The sequence below is a fragment of the Amycolatopsis taiwanensis DSM 45107 genome, from assembly GCF_000519205.1.
Taxonomy (GTDB): domain Bacteria; phylum Actinomycetota; class Actinomycetes; order Mycobacteriales; family Pseudonocardiaceae; genus Amycolatopsis_E; species Amycolatopsis_E taiwanensis.
The window spans coordinates 44,342-58,469 of the sequence record NZ_JAFB01000016.1; the positions used below are offsets into that span (position 1 = coordinate 44,342).

The following is a 14,128-nucleotide window of genomic DNA, read 5'->3' on the forward strand; positions in this document are numbered from 1 at the left end:
GGTGCACTCGTTCAGGAAATCGGGTCGGGCAGGACGCGCAGGTGCCCGCGCCGGCCGGAGGAGACGTCCGGTTCGGGGGGCGGCGCCGGGCGGTCCGAGCGGCCGGCCTCGCGGACCGCCTCGGCGAGCGCGGTCAGCTCGTCGTCGGAACGGTCGGGAGCGGCGAACTCGCCCTCGTGCCGGACGACCTCCCAGCCCTTCGGGGCGGTCAGCCGGAGCGCGTGCTGCTCGCACAGGTCGTAGGAATGCGGCTCGGACGCCGTCGCGAGGGGACCGACCACCGCGGTCGAATCGCTGTAGGCGTAGGTAAGCGTGGCGACCGCGGGATGTGCGCACCCCGTCCGCGAACACTTTCGTACGCTCGACACGAAGATGGACGATAGCGCGTCTCACCGACAACTCCACGCAGGCGCACCGGCATGCTGACCGGGAACGCCATTCAAAACGCAAGATCGGCACCCATGGCGACGGACAACGAGGGCTTGGCTGCCCGCACACGTTCTGAACAACACTGCAGGCACTTCGCGGTGGCTTCGGCGGGTAACCTTCCATCTGTGTCCACGGCTCGCAGCTCCCGACAACGACGGCTGATCCGCCGAGACCGGCATGGGCGCGGGCTGCGGGGGCCGCTCTACCCGGCGTCGCTGCCCGCGGCGACCAGCCGGGCGGAGAAGTTCGACCAGCTGGTGCTGGACGCGCTGGAGCCGATCGAGGCCCGCTGGCGCGACCAGCTGACCAAGCTCGATGTCGCCGTGGACGACGTGCCCGAGGTGCGCGGCCAGGCCGCGGAGGAGACCGAGGGCGTGCTGCACGACGGCGCGGTTCCGCTGTCGCGGCTGGTACCGGCCGGTGTGGACCGCACGGGAATGCCGACGCGCGCCCGGATCGTGCTCTACCGCCGCCCGCTGGAGGCGCGCGCCAAGGATCCGGCCGAGCTGGCCGAGTTGGTGCACGACGTGCTGGTCGAGCAGGTGGCCGGCTACCTGGGCGTGGAACCGGACATCATCGAGGGAGATTGACCTCGGCGTCCGGATCGGAGACCACGGGCTGGCCGGCCGCGGACGCGGGTGCGCGACGACGGCCGGGAACGGCGGTCAGCGCCGCGAACAACACCGCGGCGATCTCCACGAGCAGCAGAACGTCGCGCAGCGTCGACGAATGCTCGACGATGACCGTGGACACCGTGGGCGGCACCGCGACCGCCACCTGATGCCCCCAGGCCGGCACGATCGGCGTCACCTGCCCATCGACCGTGGCCCGCCAGCCGGGCTCGACCTCGGCACCGAGCACGAGCAACCGTCCCGGCACGCCCTCGGACACCCGCACCCGCACGGACGGCAGGCCGGCCTCGACCGGTGTCACGCCCAGTGTCGAGGTCGGCGACGTGCCGGTGACGGACTGCTTGGCGACTCCGGGTGGGACCAGCACGACCTGGCCGGCGGGCGGCAGCAGCCGCAGCACCTGCCGCCCGTCACGGGTCGGCGACTCAGTGGCCACGAGATCGGGTGCGAGCGCGACGATCGGCGAGGCCTCGGCGCCGTGCGGCAGGACCACGAACAGCGCCCCGGAGGCCGCGGCGCCCGACAGCGCGGCGCGTGTCGAGCCCGTCGAAGGTTGCTCCAGCGCGATCTGCCAGCTCGCGAGCCGGTCCGGGGCACCCGGGGCGAGGGCGAGCTGATCGTCACCGAAGAGCGGAAGCCGCCCGCCGGACTGGCTCGGCAGCTGGTCGCCTTCGCCGAGCACGAGCACGGACCGGCCGGTGCGGGCGAGCTCGTCGGCCTGGGCCACGGCGAGCCGGTCACCGCCGCCGGCCTGCAATGGACCACCCCGGCCGCCGAGGAACGCGCCCACCCCGACCACCACGACCAGCACGGCCCACGCGATGCCGAGCGGCCTGGGCAGCCGTGGCGGTCCACCGGAGAGGACCAGCCACAGCAGGCCCGCGCCGATGACGAGCAGGGGCACGCCGGCGAAGCCGGGCGCCGGTGCGCCGCCCTGTACCGGCTTCACCAGCACGAGCTGGACCACGGCCAAGCCGCAGACACCGGCCACGGCCACGCCGAGCCCGGGGCCGGCCAGTGATCTCGGCCGCAGCACGACGGCGACCACCGCGGCGACCACGACCACCAGGCCGACCGGCAGCGCGCCCGGGCCGCCGGGGTCGAGACCAAGCAGTTCGGCGGGGGTGGCGGGCGCCGCCGGGCCGCCGAGGCCGTGCAGGAGCAACGCGGGCTCGTTGACCACCACCGTCGGCCACGGCAGCAGCAGCGCCAGCGGCAGCAGCACCACGATGACGACCGAGGCGACCCGCCGGAGCAGGGCCCGCCGGCCGCCGTCCGGCTCGGTGGGCAGCACGACGAACCCGGTGACCAGGCCGAGCAGCGCGAGCCCGTGTGCGAGCGGCGAGAACGCACCGAGCAGCGCCACCCCCAGCGCGCACCAGGACGACCGGTGCAGCCATCCCCGGCCGCCACGGGCCAGCACCGCGGCGATACCGGCGATCACCGGGGGCAGCAGGATGTGCACGGCGACGACGTCCAGGCGCCCCTGGGCCACGGCGGCGGTCGCTGGCGGCAGGAGGGCGTAGCTCGCCGCGGCACCGGCCCGCGCCCAGCGCGCGACCGGCAGTGCCCGCGTGGCGGCGTAGGCGGTCAGCCCGGCGAGCGGCGCATCGCCGAGCAGGAGCACGGCGACGAGTGCGGGCGGGCCGCCCAGCGGCGTGAAGATCGCACCGAGCGCACCCAGCACGGCGAATGCGGTGGGCGCGGAACTGGCCGTGCCGCCCCCGACCGGGTGCCAGCCGGAGAGGTAGGCCGACCACAGTTCGCCGGCGCCACCGACCGGCAGCAGCCGGCCGCCCGCGAGATCGAGGCCGAGCCGGTGCCCGTTGACCAGCAGGCCCAGCGCCGTCAACACGACCAGCAGGCTCAGTGGCGGCGCCACCCTGGCGGCCAGGGACGGGCCATCCCCTGACTTCTGCACGAGTGGCCCGTTCCTGCCGATTTTCGGGAGTAACGGGTCACTCATGCCGGTGCTCGTCCCGAAGCGCGCCGGTCCGGCGCGTTCGGTCACACACGTCGAACAGGCAGGTCACGGTTGGAAAGCAGCCTCTCAGTCCCATTGCGAGCCCCAGGTGCGGGTGATCCCGCAACATACCGCGCACGGTTGCGCACGGAACTCGGGCATGGCGCCATGGGTCGTGCTTGCTCCTTCGCGATAGTCCGCGCGCGACCGCAAGTGTCATGCCATGCACCCGCCGGCGCGACGGAGCCCGCACGCCTTGACCAAACGCTGCCTAGACGGCGCGCTTCTTCAGTTTCCTTCGTTCACGTTCGGACAACCCGCCCCAGATGCCGAAGCGCTCGTCGTGCTCCAGGGCATACTCGAGGCACTCGCCCTTGACCTCGCACCCTTGGCAGATGCGCTTGGCCTCGCGGGTCGATCCGCCTTTCTCCGGAAAAAACGCCTCCGGGTCGGTCTGCGCGCACAGCGCACGCTCCTGCCACTCCGGTGGTTCGGCCGGGTCGAAGATCTCGGTGAGGTCGCCCAGGTCGAACTCCGGGCCCTCTCCCCAATCCACGACGTGCCCCCGTTCCCTTCCGTTCGTTTCCAACCGCACGTCCGCCTCCTCCGCGTCCACGCACTCCCCAGGCTGGCGGTGTTGAATGCCGTCCTCGTCGCCCCCTTGCCAGCAACGAATAACAGCAATGTGATTACACCTGTGTAATGCGGTGAGGTCAAGCGGAGTAGCGAGTTTGGGGGACACCTGGAGGCGGATCGCGCAAGGTGACACGCCGAGCCAAACGGACGCTGTCTGTCCCACATACAGGACAAACCAGGCCCACGGCCGGCCGTGGCCAACTGCTCCCTTTCGCTCCCCTTCACCGGTGGATAGGACAAACTGGAGACGTGCAGCGATCAGCGGTCCGCCCCAGTCCCCTCTTCTTCGGCCTTCTCGCACTCACCGTAGTCGGTGGCGTACTGGCGGCTCTCAGCAATCCCACCACAACCTCCGACGCGATGTTGACGGCCGGGGTCTTCCTGCTCGTGATCGGCGGGTGGGCGGTCTCCCTCACCCTGCATGAGTTCGGTCACGCCTTCCTCGCCTTCAAGGGCGGGGATCACAGCGTCGCCGCCAAGGGGTACCTGAACATGGACATCCGGCGCTATGCCGACCCCGTGCTGTCCCTGGTGCTCCCGCTGGTGTTCCTGGCCATCGGCGGCATCCCGCTGCCCGGTGGCGCGGTGTGGATCAACCGCTGGGCACTGCGGACCCGGGCGACGGCGTCCTGGGTCTCCCTGGCCGGCCCGCTGACGAACGTGGCGCTCGGAATCCTGCTGAGCCTCGCGGTGGTCTTTGTCCCGATGTCGCTTGGGCTCGCGATCGGCCTGTCCTACCTCGCCCTGCTGCAGATCCTGGCCTTCGTGCTGAACATCCTGCCGGTGCCTGGCCTGGACGGGTTCGGTGCGATCGAGCCCTACCTGTCGCCGGACGCTCGCGACTTCGCCGCGAAGGTCCGGCCGTGGGCGCCGCTCGCGCTGTTCGCGCTGCTCTTCGCCGCCCCGCCGGTGCGGGACGCGTTCTGGGCGCTGTCCAGCTTCATCTTCCGCGCCGTCGGCGGCGACGAGTACCTGGCGTACGTCGGACAGGTCACGTTCATATTCTGGCGATGACTCGGCCCATGCATCACTGACGTTTGCGCTCGGGCTTGACGGCCAGCGAGCCGCCGAGGGCCATGGCGGCCGGCAGTGCCCCACCGGCGAGCAGGAGCAGCGCGCGCCAGTCCTGGATCAGCACCTGGTCCCCGCCCGGCCCGAACAGTCCGAGCGCCAGCACGGTCAGCACCCAGACGACGAGCGGGGCGAACGCGGCCCGGGGATGCACCAGCCGGCCCGCGGAGGACACGAGCAACGGGGTGGTGAGCACGGCGACGAGCACCGTCACCGGGACCGGGATCCAGCCCGCGAGCGGCAGCAGCGTGCCGTCCAACCGGAGCGGGAGGAAGAACAGCTCGAGCGCCGCGAGCAGCACGGTGTCGATCACCAGCACCGCGAGGACCACCCAGCCCAGCGGCCGGATCTCCTTCACCATCACAGCCCTCCGAACAGATCCGTCGCCGCCCCGTCCGCGGGCCCCTGGGCAAGCACGTAGCCCTCGCTCTCCGCGATCGGCTGGGGCACGCCGTTGGACAACGCGAAGTTGGGCGGGCGCACCGTGACCTGGGTCGCATGAGCCCGCAGTGCGGCGATCTTCGCGGCCAGCTGGGCGCGGATGTCGATCACGGTGCTCGCCTCGCGTTCGGCGCCCGGCACCGCGCCGCCGGGCGCGGCGATGTGGAAGACGCGGCGGACCGACGACGCGTCCCGGACCGCGGCCATGGTGACCTCGTGCGCCCGGATGTGGTCGGGGTGACCGTAGCCGCCGGACGAGTCGTAGGTGACCACCACCTCCGGCCTCCGCTCGTCGAGGATCTCCCGCAGCTGGGCTACCTGCTCGGCCAGCCGTCCGCCGGCGAACGCCCGCGGATGATTCGCGGCGGGGGTACCGGCCATGCCGGAGTCACGCCAGCGGCCGATACCGCCCAGATAGCGGTGCTCGGTCACCCGCAACGAGCGGAGCGCGGCCATCAACTCTCCCGCGCGGTAGCCACCGAGTTGGTCACCGGCCCACGAACCGAGCTGATCCAGACCGTGCGGAATGATCTCGCCCTCCTCGCCGAGCGTGCAGGTCACCACGGTCACGTCGGCGCCGGAAGCGGCGTACGCGGCGATGGTTCCGCCGGTGGTGATGCTCTCGTCGTCCGGGTGGGCATGGACCAGCAACAGCCTTCGGGTCACGAGATGAGAATATTTGCCTCGTCCCGGCCATCGTCGAAGCGACCTCGGTTATTCTCTCGCGAAAGTCCTACCGACCAGTCGGTGACGCACACATCCCCCACGAAGGGCCCCTGGTGAGTTCTGACGCGACGACGGCGAGACTGGCCGCCTCCGGTTCTGTTCTGTCCATCTCCGACCTGAAGATCAGCTTCACCACCGAAGACGGCGTCGTCGAGGCGGTCAAGGGCATCGGGTTCGATGTGAAGCCGGGTGAGATCGTCGCCGTCGTCGGCGAGTCGGGTTCGGGCAAGTCCGTGACCTCGATGTCGGTGCTGGGCCTGCTGCCCAAGACCAGCAAGATCGAGGGCCAGCTGGTCCTTGCCGACCAGGATCTGGGCGGTCTCAAGGACAAGGATCTGCGCAAGATCCGGGGCAACGACGTCGCGATGATCTTCCAGGAGCCGATGAGCGCGCTCAACCCGGTCTTCACGGTGGGCTGGCAGATCCGCGAAGCGCTGCGCGCGCACCAGGACATCGCCAAGGACGCCGCGAACAAACGAGCCATCGAACTGCTCGAAATGGTCGGCATCCCGAATCCCGAGGAACGGTTCAAGCAGTACCCTCACCAGCTCTCCGGCGGTCTGCGGCAGCGCGTGGTCATCGCGATGGCGATCGCCTGCGATCCCAAGGTGATCATCGCCGACGAGCCGACCACCGCGCTCGACGTGACCGTCCAGGCGGAGATTCTCGGCCTGCTGCGCAAGCTGCGGGACACCCTGAACACCGCGATCGTGCTGATCACCCACGACATGGGCGTGGTCGCCGACCTGGCCGACCGGGTCGTGGTGATGTACAACGGCGAGATCGTCGAGCAGGCGCCCGTGCGAGAGCTGTTCGCCTCCCCTCAGGAGGACTACACGAAGCGGCTGCTGGCCGCCGTCCCGGTCCTCGGGCAGCGCCCGGCGAGCGGACGGCTGCTCGCCGACTCGTCGCTGGACGTGTCCAGCGAGGAGTCGGCGAAGATCGCCGAGGAGATCCGGCTCGCCGACGCCGAACTCGAGAAGCAGATCGAACAGGACGCTCCCGCACTGGAGATCAAGGACCTGGTGCTGGAGTACCCAGGCAAACGCGGCCAGGCCCGCAACCGCGCGGTCGACGGCGTCTCGTTGCACATCAACAAGGGCGAAATCCTCGGCCTGGTGGGCGAATCCGGGTCCGGCAAGTCCACCGTCGGCCGGTGCGCCATCCGCCTGCTCAAGCCGACCCAGGGCACGGTTTCGATCGCGGGCCGCGACATCACCAAGCTGTCCACGAAGCAACTGCGGCCGCTGCGCCGCTACTTCGCCATCGTGTTCCAGGACCCGGCGTCCACTTTGGACCCGAAGATGACGATCGGCGAGTCGATCGCCGAGCCGATGATCCTGCACAAGATGTTCTCCGGCAAGGCGCTCAACGAGCGCGTCGCCTCCCTGCTGGACAAGGTGGAGCTGTCCGGGCACTACCGGAACCGCTATCCGCACGAGCTTTCCGGTGGCCAACGGCAGCGCGTGTCGATCGCCCGCGCGCTCGCGCTCGACCCGCAACTGCTGATCGCGGACGAGCCCACCTCGGCGCTGGACGTGTCGGTGCAGGCGCGGGTCCTGGACCTGTTCCTCGGCCTGCAGCAGACCCTCGGCTTCGCCTGCCTGTTCATCAGCCACGACCTGGCGGTCGTCGATCTGCTCGCCGACCGGGTCGCGGTGATGCGGCGCGGCAAGTTGATCGAGCAGGGCTCGCGCGACCAGGTGCTGCACTCGCCGCAACAGGACTACACGAAGCGGCTGCTCTCCGCCGCCCCGGTGGCCGACCCGGTGGTGCAGGCAAAGCGTCGTGCCGCCTGGGAGGCCGGCAAGCTCGCCTCTGTCACCGGCGACTGAGCAACGGCCGACAGCCGCACGAACCCGGGAGTCGCACGTGAATCCGCCCGTACCGGGGACGCTTCACCACGTCGAGTTGTGGGTGCCCGACCTGGACCGTGCCGTGGCCGGCTTCGGCTGGCTGCTCGGTGAACTCGGCTACACCGAGTTCCAGTCCTGGTCGGCCGGGCGCAGTTGGCGCCTCGGGCAAACCTACCTGGTCGTCGAAGTCTCACCGGATCTCGCCGCCGCCGAGCACGAGCGGTGCCGTCCCGGGCTCAACCATCTCGCCTTCCACGTCGGCGACCGTGCTCGCCTCGACCGGCTGGTCGCCGACGCGCCCGGGCACGGCTGGCGGCTGATGTTCGCCGACCGTCATCCGCACGCGGGCGGCCCCGACCACGTCGCCGGCTACCTCGAGAACATCGACGGCTTCGAAATCGAACTGGTTGTCTCCTGAGAACTATCGGACGAGTTCGACCTCGCACGGCAGCCCGGACGCCTTACTCAACCGGATGTCGCCAGTGAGCAACGGAAGGCCCAGCCGCTGGGCCAGCACGGCATAAAGCCCGTCGTAGAACGAGATCGCGTGCCGGACAGTCCACGCATCGCCGAGCAGCACCACATGGTCGTAACGCTCGTCGATCAGTCCGCGAATCCCGTGCAGTCCGGCCAGGGCCTCCTCGCCGGTGATCTCGCCCCGCCGCTCCAGGCCTCGCAGAGCCTGCCCGACCTCCGCGTCGATGAGATACGGGGCATGCGTCCGGCTGCTGCCGATCAGCTTGCGGAGAGCCGCACCGACGGCGTCCTTGCGCGCCAGGCACGCCACCATCGCCGAAGCGTCAATGACGTACTCACTCACCTCTGGCCTCGCGCAGCGTCTCGTCGATCGACTCGGCCGTCGCGCCCGGAGACGAACTCGTCGCCAACTGCTCCTCAATGAGCTTGAGGTACTCGGACTTTGTGCGCCGACGTGCAAGCTCGATCAACTGCTGACGCATGTAGGCCTGCAGGGACTGACCGGCGTCGGCCGCGCGACGCCGCAGCAACTCGGCAACGTCATCCGGCACATCCTTTACCTGAATAGTGCTCATAGCGCCATAATAGCGCCAGACCAACTTCGCATTGGCGCCAAAAGTCCACCCCCGGACCCGTCAGGCCGTTGACTTCTCCGACCAGATGAGCGGGGCGAGCCAGACTCCGCCCTGGCCCCAGCCGGCGCTGCTCACCCACCACGTGCCATGGTCCTCCACCACCTCGGCGGCGTGCGACGCCAGGTGGCCGGTGAGGCCGGCGGTGCTGAAGGAGAACGGGTCGCGGCTGCGGAACACGTCAGTGCCCACGTAGTCGCCGCGCGGACCGATGAACAGGTACCACCAGCCATGGTGGAACACCACGTACGGCGACTCGGTGCCGCCGCCAAAGGTGCCGGTGGCGGGATCGGTGAACGCGGTGGCGCTGGCACTCCAGTGGGTCAGGTCGGTGCTGGTGCGGTAGCGCACGACGTGGTTGCCGCCGGCCGGCGCGCTGGTCGCTGTGTAGTAGAGCACCCACTTGGAGCCAACCCGGGTGACCATCGGATCGCGCGCGTCGTAGCCGTCCCTGAACAGCGGGCCGGAGGGCAGCCGGGTCCAGTGGTAGAGGTCGGTCGAGGTGGCCAGGTTGATCTCGGCCTGGGTGTGGTCGGGCCCGCCGCCGGCGTAGAACATGTAGTAGACACGGCCGACGCGGATGACCTGCGGCGCCCAGAGATGGGTCTCGCCGTAGCCGGGGTCCACGGTGAGCGCGGGGGCCTGTTTGGTCCACGGGCCGGTCATGCTGGGTGCGGTGGCGTGCGCGAACTCGATCTCGTTGTCGGGGTCGGCCGGTTCGGCGTGGGTGATGCCGAACAGGTGCCAGGTACCCGAGGTGTCTTGAATGAAGGTGTGGTCGTTGACGTACCACTGCTGCGGCTCGCCGATGCTCGGGTCGTAGATCTTGGTGAAGGTACCGGCGCTGACCGTGTCTGGACTGCTCGCGACGGGATCGCCGGCCGCCATCGAGGGGGGCGCGGCCAGGGCGCCGAACAGCAGCCCGGCGATCGTCATCGCGGGCAGAAGTCTCCTGCTCCGCCGTTGCATGGAGTTCCTTCTCAACCTGGTAGCGGGAAAATCGTCAACCCGCGACGCAATATAACCGGTTTCGGTCGGGCGGAGCCACATACGAACGGAGGGGCGGCTCGGTGAGCCACCCCTCCGTTGTTCGAAAGAACCCTTATGCCTGTTTCTTCGCGAGTTTGCGCGCGACCGCGATCGTGTCGACGGGGCGCTCCATCCGAGGTCGAGTCACGTTCCTCGACATAGGCGCCCCGCCGCCCCGATAGCGGGCCTTCGGGGCGCGCGCGTGGTGGTCACTTTGATTGCCGCGACTCGGCACAGCGCTACTCATGCCTTGACGCGGCGCTGGCGCGGATCGAACGCGTCGCGCAGACCGTCGCCGATGAAGTTGATCGACAAGGAGATCAGCACGAGCACGACGAACGGGCCGAAGAACAGCCACGGCCGGTTCTGCACCTGGGCGTAGTTCTCCAGGATGATCCGGCCCAGTGACGTGTCCGGCGGCTGTACGCCGAGACCGATGAACGACAGCGCCGCCTCGACGAGCACCGCCTGGGCGACCGCCAGGGTCGCGTTCACCGTGATGCTGCCGACCATGTTCGGCACCAGGTGCCGGAAGATGATCCGTGGCGTCCCGGCTCCCGCGGCCTTGGCGGCCTCGACGAACTCGCGCTGCGACAAGGCCATCGCCTCGGCCCGTGTGATGCGCGCGATCGGCATCCAGGCGAACAGCGCCAGCACGCCGGCGACCACGTACCAGTTACCGTGCCCGAACACCTTCGCCATGATCGCGGCCGCCGCGATCTGCGGGACGATCAGGAAGAGGTCGGTCAGGCGGGACAACGCCGAGTCGGTGAAGCCCCGCAGGTACCCGGCCAGTGAGCCGAACACCACGCCGATCACCGTGGCCCCCACCGACACCACGACGGCGATCAACAGGGACAGCTGGGTGCCGCGCAGGATATTCGCCACCATGTCCTTGCCGACCTGCGTGGTACCCAGCGGAAAGTCCGAAGTGGGTTTCGAGAACGACGGGAAGCTGGTGTCCTCGTAGGCATGCGGCCAGAACAACGGCATGATGACCGCGATCAGCACGATCAGCAGGAGCACCCCTGTGCTGATCATGGCCAGCTTGTGACGGAGGAACTTGCGCAGGACGAGCTTGCCCTGGCTGACTGGTTCCGGAAGTACCTCGGGCGGTAGCGTGCCTTCGCGTTCAGCGGCCGCGGCCGCCTCGCCGGCAAGCAGTGAATTCATGTCAGCCAACGCGAATCCTCGGGTCCAGAATGCCGTAAATCAGGTCTGCGATCAGGTTGGCGACCACCACCAGGACAGCCACCACGACAAGCCAACCCATGAGTGTGTTGGGGTCGTTGTGGTTGACCGCGTCGACCAACAAGGTGCCCATACCGTGCCAGTTGAACACGGTTTCCGTGATGATCGCACCGGTCAGCACTCCGGCGAAGTTCACCGAGAACAGCGTCGCCACCGGAATCATCGCATTGCGGAAGGCGTGCCGGAAGATCACTCGCGCGCCCGACAACCCCTTGGCACGAGCCGTGCGCACGAAGTCCGTGTTCAGGGTCTCCAGCATCGAAGCGCGCTGGAACCGGCTGTAGGCGGCGAAACTGATCGCCATGATCGACAAAGTGGGTAGCAGGAACGCGCCCGAATATTTCGCCAGAAAATCGCCGACGCCGGTGGCCGTGAGGTTCTCCGGGCTAGTGGTTCGCAGCCACGGGTTACCGAGTACGTCGGACAATCCGAGGTCACGCACCCAGCCGTTGATCTGGATCGCGTACGTCTTGAGCACGATGGCGACACAGAAGATCGGCATCGAGAAGAGGAAGAACGCCAGCGTGGTGGCGGTGTAGTCGATGGCCGAGTACTGCTTGACCGCGGCCAGCACACCGATCGCGACACCGATGATGACCGCGAGGATCTCGGCGCCGATCACCAACCGGAGCGTGACCTCGAAGGCGGCCATCACCTTCGGGAACACCGGCTGCATGGCGTTACCCTGCGCGACCGAGACACCCCAGTCGCCCTGCACGAAGTTGGTGAGCCAGTGGAAGTAACGCGGAATCAACGGGAGGTCGAGGCCGAGTGACTTCTCTGTCGCGGCGATCGCCTCCGGGTTGACGTTGGGTCGCCCTTTGAGCTCACCCAGCGGATCCCCGGCGGCCGCGACCATCATGAAGACCGCGAAGGTCCCGACGAGCAGGACCGGGATCGAAATCGCCAGACGGCGAAGAATGTAGATAACCAGGTTCAACGAGAGTGCTCCTCATCCGGGCCTGGCCGAAAGTATGCAGCCGCACCCGTGTCCGCCGCGATTGGGGGTCGCCCAACGGACGACAGCTACTTCCGGAGGTACTCCGGTACTTCCGGAGGTAATCCGGGGGCCGGGCTCGTGGCCTGGCCCCCGGACTACATGTGGTCAGTGCCGAAGATCAGCTGGTCTTCTTCCACTCACCAGCGTTCCACAGCGCACCGTTGTACGACTGCATGTAAACGCTGTCCAGGCCACGGAAGGCCCACATGGACGGGGTCGAGAACAGCGGCATCGACGGGTAGTCCTCGGCGATCGCCGCGTCAGCGTCCTGGTAGTGCTTGACCGCCGTGGCCTCGTCGGTGGCCAGCACTGCCTGACTCAACGCCTCGTCGACCTTCGGGTTGGAGTACGCCTGGTAGTTCTGGCTACCCATCCCGTTCGCGCCCTTGGTCTCGAAGATCGGCTTCTGCCCCGACTTGAACGGCGGCGCGGACCAGCCGAACAGCGCGATGTCCCACTGACCCGTGCTGAGCCGGCCACCCTTGAGGAAGTTGGGGTCGAGGTCGTTCTTGACCTCGATGCCCGCGGCCTTGGCCTGCGAAATGACGATGTCGACCGTCTGGTTGCGGCGCGCGTTGTCGTTGTGCGAGATCGTCACCGAGAACCGCTGGCCGTTCTTCTGGTAGATACCGTCAGGCCCCAGGGTCCAGCCATCGGCCTCCAGCGTCTTCTTCGCCGCGTCGGCGCCCAGGCCCGTCTTCGAGCCGTACAGGTCCTTGTAGCCGGCTTCACCCGGGAAGTACAGCAGGTCGTTCAGCGGGGTGATGTCCGGCTGGACTTCCTTGAGCAGCTTGTCGGTGATCTCGGTCCGGTTGATCGCCTCGAAGAACGCCTTCCGGGCGGAGAGCTGGGACAGGACCGGGTTCTTGAAGTTGAGGTCCAGGTGCTCGTAGGTCAGCTGCGGCGCGGAACCGTAGATGACGCCCTGGGAGGACAGGCCCTTCATGGTGTCGGCCGCGGTCGCGTCGGGCTGCGTCGACGCCGCGATGTCGATCTCACCGTTCTGCAGCGCGGTCGCCATCGCCTTGGTGTCCGTGAACGCCTTGACGATGATCTTCTCCGGGCCGCCCTTGGCGCCGACCCAGTTCGGGTTCTTCTCGAGGGTGACGGCCTGCTGGTTCTCGTCGAAGGCGGTGATCATGTAGGGGCCGGACCCCGGCATGATGTCCTTCTTGAAACCCTTCCACTCGTTGGTCCAGAAGTCGCCGGCCTTCTTCAGGGTCGCGGGGTCGCTGGTCGGCGTGACCTTGGTGATGTCCGGGATGCCGGTCTGCTGCTCGAGGACGTGCGCGGGCAGCATCACACCGTTGTCGAACAGACCCTTGTAGTCGACATACGGCTGCGAGTAGGTGGTGACGAAGGTCTGGTCATCGGTGCACTCGGCCTTGTCGATCAGCTCGTAGCCGGTGGTGGAAACCGCGTTGAAGTCTTTCACCTTGCCGCTGTCGGCAAGCCACGCCAGGTAGTAGTCCTTGCAGTTCCACGGGGCCCCGTCGGACCACTTGACGCCCGGCTTGATCTTGTAGGTCACCGTGAACGGGCTCGTGGAGGTCACATCCCAGGAGTCCAGCACGTCACTGTTCAACAGCACCTTGTTGTTGCCGTCGAGCACGTCAGAGCCGGAGAGAACCTGGTTGATGACGTAGATGTTGTACGAGGTGTTGGTGTCCGGCGTGACGTTGTTGTACGCCGAGAAGCCCTCGTCGACGCCCACCGTGACCGGGCCCGGGAAGCTCGGTACGTCACCCAGCTTGAACGTGCCGGCGGCGGCGTTTTCCGCCTTGCCGACCGCCATGGCCTTGATATCGGTGCTCGAACCGTTCGGGCTCGTGCCACCGTTATCGCTGCTGCCTCCGCATGCGCTCAGCACAAGCGCGGCAGCCGCAGCCATGGTTACGGCTGAGGCTGCTTTCAGTCTCATCATTTACTGGTGCCCTCCTAGCACTGGGCCAAAGCCCACACCACTCCGGTGTCGGGCCGGAGCT

General features: G+C 68.2%; 15 protein-coding genes. 4 read left to right on the forward strand and 11 right to left on the reverse strand.

Going from position 1 to position 14,128, the window contains the following annotated elements:
• Positions 1-11 precede the first annotated feature (11 nt).
• Positions 12-368 carry a DUF3499 domain-containing protein gene (locus A3CU_RS0114875; RefSeq protein WP_027942969.1) on the reverse strand — a complete coding sequence of 119 codons (357 nt, stop codon included), beginning with the start codon at positions 366-368 and terminating at the stop codon, positions 12-14.
• A 186-nt stretch (positions 369-554) separates the two neighbouring features.
• Here A3CU_RS0114875 and A3CU_RS0114880 point away from each other — a divergent pair, with 186 nt between their 5' ends.
• The gene (locus tag A3CU_RS0114880) at positions 555-1,019 is read left to right on the forward strand and encodes a metallopeptidase family protein (protein WP_027942970.1); all 465 of its coding nucleotides are present in this window, start codon (positions 555-557) and stop codon (positions 1,017-1,019) included.
• Here A3CU_RS0114880 and A3CU_RS44845 read toward each other — a convergent pair.
• Both A3CU_RS44845 and A3CU_RS0114890 read right to left on the reverse strand, forming a co-directional pair.
• Complete coding sequence (locus A3CU_RS44845; RefSeq protein ID WP_245617089.1) at positions 1,003-3,027, reverse strand: hypothetical protein; 2,025 nt, start codon at positions 3,025-3,027, stop codon at positions 1,003-1,005. The genes A3CU_RS0114880 and A3CU_RS44845 overlap by 17 nt on opposite strands.
• 268 nt (positions 3,028-3,295) lie before the next feature.
• Positions 3,296-3,619 (reverse strand): WhiB family transcriptional regulator, encoded by a 324-nt coding sequence (locus A3CU_RS0114890; RefSeq protein WP_027942971.1) that lies wholly within the window; start codon positions 3,617-3,619, stop codon positions 3,296-3,298.
• A 290-nt stretch (positions 3,620-3,909) separates the two neighbouring features.
• Between A3CU_RS0114890 and A3CU_RS0114895 the strand changes: the two genes are divergently transcribed.
• On the forward strand, positions 3,910-4,674 hold the full coding sequence (locus A3CU_RS0114895; protein WP_027942972.1) for a site-2 protease family protein: 765 nt from the start codon (positions 3,910-3,912) through the stop codon (positions 4,672-4,674).
• Between the two features lie 13 nt (positions 4,675-4,687).
• On the opposite strand, the gene A3CU_RS0114900 is transcribed toward A3CU_RS0114895, so the two are convergent.
• On the reverse strand, positions 4,688-5,092 hold the full coding sequence (locus A3CU_RS0114900) for a hypothetical protein (RefSeq protein WP_027942973.1): 405 nt from the start codon (positions 5,090-5,092) through the stop codon (positions 4,688-4,690).
• Complete coding sequence (gene mshB / locus A3CU_RS0114905; RefSeq protein WP_027942974.1) at positions 5,092-5,826, reverse strand: N-acetyl-1-D-myo-inositol-2-amino-2-deoxy-alpha-D-glucopyranoside deacetylase; 735 nt, start codon at positions 5,824-5,826, stop codon at positions 5,092-5,094. The genes A3CU_RS0114900 and mshB overlap by 1 nt, the downstream gene beginning before the upstream one ends.
• Positions 5,827-5,951: 125 nt before the next feature.
• Here mshB and A3CU_RS0114910 point away from each other — a divergent pair, with 125 nt between their 5' ends.
• Positions 5,952-7,733, forward strand: a complete 1,782-nt coding sequence (locus A3CU_RS0114910; protein WP_043841186.1) for an ABC transporter ATP-binding protein — start codon at positions 5,952-5,954, stop codon at positions 7,731-7,733.
• Between the two features lie 37 nt (positions 7,734-7,770).
• Positions 7,771-8,172, forward strand: coding sequence for a VOC family protein (locus A3CU_RS0114915; RefSeq protein WP_027942976.1), 402 nt, complete (start codon positions 7,771-7,773; stop codon positions 8,170-8,172).
• A gap of 3 nt (positions 8,173-8,175) precedes the next feature.
• Here A3CU_RS0114915 and A3CU_RS0114920 read toward each other — a convergent pair whose 3' ends face one another.
• The 6 genes from A3CU_RS0114920 to A3CU_RS0114945 all read right to left on the reverse strand — a co-directional run bounded on the left by A3CU_RS0114920 (position 8,176) and on the right by A3CU_RS0114945 (position 14,067).
• Entirely contained in the window at positions 8,176-8,574 is a 399-nt protein-coding gene (locus A3CU_RS0114920) for a type II toxin-antitoxin system VapC family toxin (RefSeq protein ID WP_027942977.1), read from the reverse strand.
• Entirely contained in the window at positions 8,567-8,806 is a 240-nt protein-coding gene (locus A3CU_RS0114925; protein ID WP_027942978.1) for a FitA-like ribbon-helix-helix domain-containing protein, read from the reverse strand. The genes A3CU_RS0114920 and A3CU_RS0114925 overlap by 8 nt, the downstream gene beginning before the upstream one ends.
• A gap of 60 nt (positions 8,807-8,866) precedes the next feature.
• On the reverse strand, positions 8,867-9,832 hold the full coding sequence (locus A3CU_RS0114930) for a glycoside hydrolase family protein (protein ID WP_245617091.1): 966 nt from the start codon (positions 9,830-9,832) through the stop codon (positions 8,867-8,869).
• Positions 9,833-10,135: 303 nt separating this feature from the next.
• Positions 10,136-11,065, reverse strand: coding sequence for an ABC transporter permease (locus A3CU_RS0114935; protein WP_027942980.1), 930 nt, complete (start codon positions 11,063-11,065; stop codon positions 10,136-10,138).
• A 1-nt stretch (position 11,066) separates the two neighbouring features.
• Complete coding sequence (locus A3CU_RS0114940; protein ID WP_027942981.1) at positions 11,067-12,083, reverse strand: ABC transporter permease; 1,017 nt, start codon at positions 12,081-12,083, stop codon at positions 11,067-11,069.
• Between the two features lie 178 nt (positions 12,084-12,261).
• Positions 12,262-14,067 (reverse strand): ABC transporter family substrate-binding protein, encoded by a 1,806-nt coding sequence (locus tag A3CU_RS0114945; RefSeq protein WP_027942982.1) that lies wholly within the window; start codon positions 14,065-14,067, stop codon positions 12,262-12,264.
• Positions 14,068-14,128: the final 61 nt, after the last annotated feature.

What these genes read in the sequence shown, in the direction of transcription:
- A3CU_RS44845 (WP_245617089.1), bottom strand. Translation starts at nt 3,027, where the DNA reads ATGAGTGACCCGTTACTCCCGAAAATCGGCAGGAACGGGCCACTCGTG.
- A3CU_RS0114900 (WP_027942973.1), bottom strand. Translation starts at nt 5,092, where the DNA reads ATGGTGAAGGAGATCCGGCCGCTGGGCTGGGTGGTCCTCGCGGTGCTG.
- A3CU_RS0114925 (WP_027942978.1), bottom strand. Translation starts at nt 8,806, where the DNA reads ATGAGCACTATTCAGGTAAAGGATGTGCCGGATGACGTTGCCGAGTTG.
- A3CU_RS0114930 (WP_245617091.1), bottom strand. Translation starts at nt 9,832, where the DNA reads ATGCAACGGCGGAGCAGGAGACTTCTGCCCGCGATGACGATCGCCGGG.
- A3CU_RS0114935 (WP_027942980.1), bottom strand. Translation starts at nt 11,065, where the DNA reads ATGAATTCACTGCTTGCCGGCGAGGCGGCCGCGGCCGCTGAACGCGAA.
- A3CU_RS0114945 (WP_027942982.1), bottom strand. Translation starts at nt 14,067, where the DNA reads ATGATGAGACTGAAAGCAGCCTCAGCCGTAACCATGGCTGCGGCTGCC.